General features: G+C 73.2%; 9 protein-coding genes. 3 read left to right on the top strand and 6 right to left on the bottom strand.

What is annotated here, in order from left to right; all coding sequences use genetic code 11:
* The first annotated feature begins 182 nt into the window (after positions 1-182).
* Positions 183-980, top strand: coding sequence for a DUF2510 domain-containing protein (locus E1266_RS39025; protein ID WP_132053742.1), 798 nt, complete (start codon positions 183-185; stop codon positions 978-980).
* Positions 981-997: 17 nt separating this feature from the next.
* Here the strand turns inward: E1266_RS39025 and E1266_RS32750 are convergent, their stop codons facing one another.
* From E1266_RS32750 to eno, 4 genes are read right to left on the bottom strand one after another with little or no spacing between them, the layout of a single operon-like run.
* Positions 998-1,945, bottom strand: coding sequence for a Ppx/GppA phosphatase family protein (locus tag E1266_RS32750; RefSeq protein ID WP_132053740.1), 948 nt, complete (start codon positions 1,943-1,945; stop codon positions 998-1,000).
* The gene (locus E1266_RS32745) at positions 1,942-2,562 is read right to left on the bottom strand and encodes a DUF501 domain-containing protein (RefSeq protein ID WP_132053738.1); all 621 of its coding nucleotides are present in this window, start codon (positions 2,560-2,562) and stop codon (positions 1,942-1,944) included. Before E1266_RS32745 ends, E1266_RS32750 begins: the two co-directional genes overlap by 4 nt.
* A gap of 23 nt (positions 2,563-2,585) precedes the next feature.
* The gene (locus E1266_RS32740; RefSeq protein ID WP_243719173.1) at positions 2,586-3,047 is read right to left on the bottom strand and encodes a septum formation initiator family protein; all 462 of its coding nucleotides are present in this window, start codon (positions 3,045-3,047) and stop codon (positions 2,586-2,588) included.
* The gene (gene eno / locus E1266_RS32735; RefSeq protein WP_132053736.1) at positions 3,047-4,330 is read right to left on the bottom strand and encodes a phosphopyruvate hydratase; all 1,284 of its coding nucleotides are present in this window, start codon (positions 4,328-4,330) and stop codon (positions 3,047-3,049) included. The genes E1266_RS32740 and eno overlap by 1 nt, the downstream gene beginning before the upstream one ends.
* A gap of 233 nt (positions 4,331-4,563) precedes the next feature.
* Here eno and E1266_RS32730 point away from each other — a divergent pair, with 233 nt between their 5' ends.
* Positions 4,564-5,502, top strand: a complete 939-nt coding sequence (locus E1266_RS32730; protein ID WP_132053734.1) for a sulfite exporter TauE/SafE family protein — start codon at positions 4,564-4,566, stop codon at positions 5,500-5,502.
* Positions 5,503-5,643: 141 nt separating this feature from the next.
* Positions 5,644-7,059, top strand: a complete 1,416-nt coding sequence (locus E1266_RS32725; RefSeq protein WP_132053732.1) for a HAMP domain-containing sensor histidine kinase — start codon at positions 5,644-5,646, stop codon at positions 7,057-7,059.
* Between the two features lie 36 nt (positions 7,060-7,095).
* On the opposite strand, the gene E1266_RS32720 is transcribed toward E1266_RS32725, so the two are convergent.
* Positions 7,096-7,323: a hypothetical protein gene (locus tag E1266_RS32720; protein WP_132053730.1), complete on the bottom strand. Its 228-nt coding sequence runs from the start codon at positions 7,321-7,323 to the stop codon at positions 7,096-7,098.
* Positions 7,324-7,392: 69 nt separating this feature from the next.
* Entirely contained in the window at positions 7,393-8,337 is a 945-nt protein-coding gene (locus E1266_RS32715; protein WP_132053728.1) for an NADP-dependent oxidoreductase, read from the bottom strand.
* Between the last annotated feature and the right edge of the window lie 140 nt (positions 8,338-8,477).

Below are 8,477 nucleotides of genomic sequence, written 5' to 3'. Positions count from 1 at the left end.
ACCCGGAGCCGGGCGGCACGAAGGGGGCGTTGGCGGTCGGCATACCATCGATCGTCGCACGCCACGGGCGGTGGCCGGGTTCCGCCCATACCTCTGCTTCACCGGGCCGTATCGGTACGATGCGTTCGCCGGTCGGGGAGGCGGGTGTCCGGCGGACACCGAGGGCGAAGCGGAGGCAGGCAGTGTCGCAACCGGGCTGGTATCCAGACCCCTACGGCACGGGCAGCCTGCGCTGGTGGGACGGGCAGAGCTGGACCGAGCGCCTCAACCCCGAGCCGGCCCGCCCGCCGCGGGTGCGGCTGCCCAGGCCGGAGCGGCCGGTGCACGAGGAGCAGGCCCCGGCGGCGACCTACGCCGCCCCGCACCCCCAGCGGGCGAGCTGGGGCTCCCGGCCCGCGGTCCAGCCGCTGGGCGTGCTGGTCCACGGCCTCCACCTGCACGCCGACGACCAGATCGTCGCCTACGGGAACACCTCGCTGGCCTGGCCGCACGTGGAGTGGGTGGCGTACTGGGCGACGCGGCGACCGGCCGGATCCGGCCAGGGCCCGGGCACCCAGTGGATCTTCCAGGCGGGCCGGTACCCGTTTCGCTCCGGCCCCCGCGTCGAGGTCGTCATCGAACCCGACGCCCTGTCCCCCGCCGCGATGGCCCCCGGCCCGGGGCAGGGCGAGCCGGAGCAGGTGTGGGGGCGGCTGATCCAGCTGTGCCAGGAGTACGCCGAGCCGCGGCTCGTGGCCGAGCTCGCCGGACGGGTCCGGGCGGGCGAGTCGATCGACGTGGCGCAGGGCCTGACGTTCCACCCGGGCGGCGTCCGCGGCAACCGGGTGTCGCTGAGCTGGTCGGCCATCGCGGGCGCGACCGTGGACAGCGGCCGGGTGTGGATCCAGCAGGCCAGCAGCTCCTCGCCGATCCTCTACGTCCCGCAGCAGAACCCGAACGCGGTCCTGATCCCGGCGCTGCTGGCCCGGCTCAGGGAATGAGGCGGTGAGCGGGCCGGTCAGAGCAGGGACCAGGCGATCCCGTCCAGGATGTCGCGCTCGCTGACGACGACCGCGCCGAACCCGTACTCCCGCATGATCCGGTCCAGGATCAGCGCGCCCGCGCCGATCACGTCGACGCGCCCCGGGTGCATGACGGGGATCTCGGCGCGTTCGGCGCGGGTGGCGTGCAGCAGCCGCCGCGTCACCTCGTGCACCTGGGTGGCGGTGATCCGCGACAGGTGGATGCGCTCCGAGTCGTACTCGGGGAGGTCGAGCGCGATCCCGGCGACCGTGGTGACCGACCCGGCGAGGCCGACGAGCGTGCGCGCCTCGTCCACCGGCACGGCCTCGCGGACGGAGGCGAGCGCCGCGTCGATGTCGGCGGCGGCGCCGGAGATCTGCAGCGGCGTCGGCGGGTCGTCGCGCAGATGCCGCTCGGTCATCCGGACGCAGCCGATGTCGGTGGAGCGCGCGGCGTCGGCCGACGAGCTGCCGAGCACGAACTCGGTGGAGCCGCCGCCGATGTCGACCACCAGGTAGGGGCGGGCGGGGCGCAGCGCGGCCAGCTCCCGGGTGGCGCCGGCGAACGACAGCTCGGCCTCCTCGTCCCCGCTGATCACCTCGGGGACGACGCCGAAGATGTCGACGACGCCGCTGACGAAGTCGGCCCGGTTCTCCGCGTCGCGGGTCGCGCTGGTCGCCACGACCCGCGTCTTCACCGGGCCGTGCCCGGCCCGCGCACCGTGCCGCTCGATCAGGTCGGCGTACCCGCGCATCGCGGTGAACGTCCGCTCCAGCGCGGCGGGCGACAGCCGCCCGGTCTCATCGACGCCCTCGCCGAGCCGGACGATCTCCATCCGGCGCTCGACGTCGGTCAGCGTCCCGCCGCCCTCGCCGGGGGCGATGTCGGCGATCAGGAGGCGGACGGAGTTCGTGCCGCAGTCGACGGCCGCGACGCGCGTCACCGGGCCTCCCCCTCGCCGCCGGTGCCGGCGGCGTCGTCGGTGTCGAGGGTGTCGTCGGTGTCGAGGGTGTCGGCGGTGTCGAGGGTGTCGGCGGTGTCCGGCCGGACGCAGGGGCCGGACCGCCACCACTCCGGAAGCGCCTCCAGGCCCTCCCGCCCGAACGGGTTGACGCCGGGCACCGCCAGCTCGTGGGCGATGAGGGCGTGCAGGCACTTGACCCGCTCGGGCATGCCGCCCGCGCTCTGCATGCCCGCCGGCAGCGGCTCGACGCCCTCATCGCGGGCGGCCGCGTCGCGGCGGCGCAGGTAGTCCTCGTGGGCCGCGGTGTAGGCGGCCCTCAGCTTCGGGTCGCCGGCGAGCCGGTCCTGCATCTCGCGCATGACACCGCTTCCCTCCAGGGTCCCGATGGCCGAGGCGGCCTTCGGGCAGGTCAGGTAGAACAGCGTGGGAAAGGGCGTCCCGTCCGGGAGCCTCGGGGCCGTCTCGATCACGGCGGGCAGCCCGCACGGGCAGCGGCTCGCCACCGCGCGCACACCGCGCGGCTCCCGCCCGAGCTGGGCCGCGACCGCCGCCCTGTCAGCGTCCGCCACCGCGGCCCGGTCACCTGCTTCCTTCATCTGCGTCCCCACCCGCGGACGGGTCAGCGCGGCCTGTCGGCCGCCTCCACCGACCGCCACAGCGTCTCGTACCACGGCGGCCTCCTCGTCGGGCCGCCCTTCTGCGCCTGCCGGCCGCCGTCCCCGCCACCGTCCAGCACGATGTAGCACTTTACGGCAGGACGGCAGTAATGGAGTCTTCGCGTCGCCTCACGCTCAATGTACGACTTGTCGCCAAGTTGCTGCTTGCGTTGGGCGAGAATCTCCACCTGCCGGCGGGCCACCGCCTCCTTCTGCCGGAGCTCGGCGATCTCCTGCCGCTGCGCGATGTACTCCCGGACCGGATAGGCCAGGCTCAGCGCGATCGCGCAGACCACCACGGCGAGGATGGCGGCACGGCTGGTCAGCGCCGGGTTGCCCCGGCGCATGCCGTCCGGCCGGCCGTCCTCGCCGTCCGCGGGGCCGTCCTGGGGCCCGTCGGCGCGGCGGTCGTCGCCCCGCGCCATCAGCCCTGGGCGTCGAAGCGCGGGAACGCGGCGGCGCCGGCGTAGCGGGCGGCGTCGTCCAGCAGCTCCTCGATGCGCAGCAGCTGGTTGTACTTGGCGACCCGGTCGCTGCGCGCGGGGGCACCGGTCTTGATCTGGCCGCAGTTGGTCGCGACGGCCAGGTCGGCGATCGTGGTGTCCTCGGTCTCGCCGGACCGGTGGCTCATCATGCAGCGGAAACCGCTGGTCTGCGCGAGCGAGACCGCGTCGAGCGTCTCGCTCAGCGTGCCGATCTGGTTGACCTTGACCAGCAGGGCGTTGGCGGCGCGGGACTTGATGCCGCGGTCCAGGCGCTCGGGGTTGGTGACGAACAGGTCGTCGCCGACGATCTGGACGCGGTCGCCGACCGCGGCGGTGAGGCCCTCCCAGCCGGTCCAGTCCTCCTCGTCGAGGGGGTCCTCGATGGAGACCAGGGGGTACTCGCTGATCAGCTCGCCGTAGTAGGCGGCCATGTCGTCCGCGGTCCGCTTGACGCCCTCGAACGTGTACCGGCCGTCGGCGTGGAACTCGGTGGCGGCGACGTCCAGGGCGAGCGCGATGTCGCGTCCGGGGGTGAAGCCCGCCTTGCGGATCGCCTCCATGATGAGGTCGAGCGCGTCGCGGTTGCTCGGCAGCTCGGGGGCGAACCCGCCCTCGTCGCCGAGCCCGGTGTTCAGGCCCTTGGACTTCAGCACCGACTTCAGCGCGTGGTAGGTCTCGGCGCCCCAGCGCAGCGCCTCGGCGAACGTCGCCGCGCCGATCGGCGCGACCATGAACTCCTGGATGTCGACGTTGGTGTCGGCGTGCGCGCCGCCGTTCAGGATGTTCATCATCGGGACGGGCAGCAGGTGCGCGTTCGGGCCGCCCACGTAGCGGAAGAGCGGGAGGCCCGCGGAGTCGGCGGCGGCCTTGGCGACGGCCAGGCTGACGCCGAGGATCGCGTTGGCGCCGAGGGCCGACTTGGCGGGCGTGCCGTCGAGGTCGATGAGCAGCTGGTCGATCAGCCGCTGGTCGGAGGCCGGGTAGCCGACGAGCTTCTCGTCGATGGTCTCGTTGACGCTCTTGACCGCGTCCCGGACGCCCTTGCCGCCGTAGCGCTCCCCGCCGTCGCGCAGTTCGACGGCCTCGAACTGGCCGGTGGAGGCTCCGCTCGGCACGGCGGCGTGCGCCTCGGTCCCATCGGCGAGCAGGACCTCGACCTCGACGGTCGGATTGCCGCGGGAGTCGAGGATCTCCCGGGCGAGTACGGCCTCGATCGACGACACGGGGAACCCCCTGGTGGTGCGAGTGGTCTGTTTTCAGCGGTCTCGTGCGAGCACCGAGCCTATCCGCGCGGCCCGCGCGCCGCTCATCGGGCACGCCCGTTGCCCGGATTCGCCGCGAAGTTCCCCCGGCCGGGGCTGCGACTTGACGCGCACAATCCCCACATTGTCTACTAAACAAGTATCTGAACCTGATTAGTAGGAAATCCTCCTCCCCGCACCTCCCGAGGTGAACCGTGCGAAAACTCGTCCTGCTCGCCCTTGTCGGCCTGGGCGCCCAGCTCGTCGACGGCAGTCTGGGCATGGCCTACGGCGTCACCTCGACGACGCTGCTGCTCGCCATCGGCACCAACCCGGCCGCCGCGTCCGCCACCGTCCACCTGGCGGAGATCGGGACCACGCTGGCCTCGGGCGCCTCCCACTGGAAGTTCGGCAACGTCGACTGGGGCGTCGTCGCCAAGATCGGCGTCCCCGGCAGCGTCGGCGCGTTCGCCGGCGCCACGTTCCTGTCCGGGCTCTCGACCGAGGCCGCCGGCCCGGTGATGGCGATCATCCTGCTGACGCTCGGCACCTACATCCTGGTCCGGTTCACCCTCCGGGGGATCCGCACCGACCGGCTCGGCAGGCCGCTGCGCAAGCGGTTCCTCGGTCCGCTCGGCCTCGTCGCGGGCTTCGTCGACTCCACCGGCGGCGGCGGGTGGGGGCCCGTCGGCACCCCGGCCATCCTGGCCAGCGGCCGGCTGGAGCCCCGCAAGACCATCGGCTCCATCGACACCAGCGAGTTCCTCATCGCCGTGTCCGCCAGCATCGGCTTCATCATCGGCATCGGCTCCGAGGGGGTCAACTTCACCTGGGTGGCTGCGCTGCTGATCGGCGGGCTGATCGCGGCCCCGATCGCCGCGTGGCTCGTCCGGCACATCCCGCCGCGCGTCCTCGGCAGCGCGGTCGGCGGCGTCATCATCCTCACCAACACCCGCACGCTGCTGCGCAGCGACTGGATCGACGCCTCGGACGGCGTCCGGTGGATCTTCTACGTCCTCATCTACGCGATCTGGGCGGCGGCGCTGACCTACTCGATCCGGCGGCACCTGGCCGAGCGCGTCACCGAGTCGCCCGCGGACGAGGGCGACGGCACCCCCGGCGCCGGGAAGGCCGCCGCACCCACCGCCACCTGAGGCACCACCTGACGCGCCGCCACCGGCGCGCACATCCCCCCGATCGTCCATGCCCGGCGGGGGCCGGGCATGGACGATCCTTTACCCGCCACCCACGGTCGCGTTTGCCCCGTTCCGGCAAGAAACCACGGGAACCTGCAAATGCGTCCCCGGGAGGTCGTCATACGTGTCCGGCCCAGGACAGCGGGCCTGAGCCGCCGGATCTGGCGGGCGATCCTGCGCCACCCGGAGATTCGCATCCGGGTGACGGTGACCTCCGCGCTCGTCGCCCTGATCCTGTCGACGACGCTGTGCATCGTGCTGCTCACCATGGTCAGGCAGCATGCGGTGAGCGACGCCGTGCGGGAGATCGCGCGTGAGGGGGGTCGGACGGCGAGGGCGATCAGCGTGGGCACGCTGAAGGAGCGGATCTCCGCGCCCGACGACCACCTCCAGCAGGTGGTGGACGTCAACGGCCGCGTGCTCGCCGCCACGCCGGCGATGGAGGGCCGCCCGCCGGTGCGGTTCCCCCCGCCGCCGTCGAACGACGATCGCCGCGACGGGCGGAGCTGCGAGGTCGACGCGCCCGGCGGTGACTGCTTCCTCATCGTCGAGTACCGCGTGGGTTCCGGCAGGGACGCCGTGTTCGTCTACTCACTGACCCCCGCGCCTGGCTTGCTGCCGCACCCGCTGACGGCGGCGCTGCTCATCCTCGGCGTCCCGCTCATCACCGGACTGGTCGGCTACGCGACGTGGGCCGCGGCGAGCCGCGCGCTCCGGCCGGTCGACGAGATCCGCCGGGAACTGGACGAGATCACCGCCACCGACCTGGAGCGCCGGGTGCCGCAGCCGTCCCGCCGCGACGAGGTGGGGCTGCTCGCCGAGAGCATCAACGCGACCCTCGACCGGCTGGAGAAGGCGGTCGCGCGGCAGCGCGGGTTCGTCACCGACGTCTCGCACGAGCTGCGCAGCCCGCTCGCCGCGCTGCGGATGGAGCTGGAGCTGGCGCTGTCGGCGCCCGACGACACCGCACCGCAGGAGACGATGCAGGCCATCCTGGACAACACCGACCGGCTCACCGCGGTGGTGGACGACCTGCTCGCGCTCGCCCGCCTGGAGGCCGACCGGAACTTCGAGCGCGAGCCGGTGGACCTCACCGAGCTGACGGACCAGGAGGTGCTGACCCGTCCCCGGCGCACCCAGGTGACGGTCCTGTCGGAGGGATCGGTGACGGTCAGGGGCGGCCGCAACGAGCTGGCGCGACTGCTGCGGAACCTGATCGACAACGCCGACCGGCACGCCGCCCGCGAGGTGACCGTGGTCGTGCGCCCGGAACCGCCCGCCACCGCGGTGGTCGAGGTGATCGACGACGGCAACGGCATCCCGCCCGAGCACCGCGAGCGGGTGTTCGAGCGCTTCACCCGGCTCGCGCAGGGCCGGCACCGCGACGCCGGCGGGACCGGCCTCGGATTGGCGATCTCGCGGGACATCGCCGAGGCGCACCGCGGCACGCTGGTGCTCACCGACCGCCCCGACGGCCAGCCCGGCGCCCGCTTCGTCCTGCGGCTGCCCCAGTGACCCGGGCCCGGCCCGCCCGCCGCGCGGGCGCGTGGGTCAGGACATCCCGAGCCGGCCGCGGAGGCGCTCGCGCTCGGACTCCAGGAGCTCGATCTGGCCCTCCAGTTCCTGGCGGGCGGCCAGGTACTGGCCGGAGTCCACGAAGTCCGTCGGGTCGTCGGACGGCGACGGGAGCTCGGAGCGGAGCCGGTCGAGGGTCTCGTCGATCTCGCGGAGCCGGTCCCGCCCCTCGTCGTCGCCGACCTGGTTCATGCTCTGGTTCATAGGTCCTCCTTGCGGTGGCATGCCCGCGATTTTGCGGTCCTCACCCGCGCGGGGGCTCAGATGCGGATCTCAGATGCGGATCACGGTCTTGCCGCGCGCGCCGCCGGCCCGGCTTTCGGCGAGCGCCTCCGGCGCGTCCGCCAGCGGGACCTCGCGCTCGATCGACACGCGCAGCTCGCCCGCGTCGATGAGGTCGGACAGCCGCTCCAGCATCTCGGCCGACGGCTCGGTCTCGAGGTTGATCCCGCGCAGACCCCGGGCCTCCATCGCGTCCGGGTTCACCGACCACGTGGTGCTGACGTAGACCCCGCCGGGCCGGAGCAGCTGCGCGATGCCCTCGGTGGCGCCGGTGTCGCTGACCACGTCGAGGACGGCGTCGATCCCGTCCGTATGGACGCCGAGGACCTGCCGGTTGAGCTCGTCCCCGGTGTGGTCGACGGTCTCGTCCGCGCCGAGGCGCCGCATCGTCCCGGCCATGTCGTCCCGGGCGGTCGCGATGACCTTGGCGCCCTCGCGGGCGGCGAGCTGGACCAGGCCCTGCCCGACGCCGCCGGTCGCGCCCACGACGAGGACGGTGTGCCCCGCGTCGATCTCGGCGGCCTCCACCATGGCGAGCGCGGTCATGCTCGCGGTCGGCACCGCCGCGGCCTGCGTGTACAGCATGCCCTCCGGCATCCTGGCGACCGGCCCGTCGTCGCGGGCGACGGCGTACTCGGCGAAGGAGCCGAGCCCCCGGTCCACCTGGTCGAAGCATCCGTAGACCTGCTCACCGTGGCGGAGCCGGGTGACGCCCTCGCCGACGTCGTCGACGACCCCGGCGCCGTCCCGGCCGAGGATCAGCGGGAACGGCGCGTCGGCGGAGTCCTTGAACATCCCGTCGGCGATCTTCCAGTCGATCGGATTGAGCCCGGCCGCGATCATCTTCACGACGATCTCGCCCGGCCCCGGCTCCGGGCGCGGCAGGTTCATCAGCGCCGGCGTGGCGCCGTATTCGGACACGGCGATGGCATGCATGACGTTTCGTCCCCCGATATTTCAACAACACCCCGCCGTTGATCTACCCGGACCGCGGACGATCACACAGGTCAGCGCGCTACGCGGGGGCCTGGCCCGCCGGATCGCCCGGCAGCGGGGGCAGGGTGGGGGTGTTCGTC

It is taken from the genome of Actinomadura sp. 7K534 (assembly GCF_004348575.1).
Taxonomy (GTDB): Bacteria; Actinomycetota; Actinomycetes; order Streptosporangiales; family Streptosporangiaceae; genus Spirillospora; species Spirillospora livida.
Note: the sequence above shows the minus strand (reverse complement) of the source record. Positions and strands in the feature narration are given on the sequence as shown.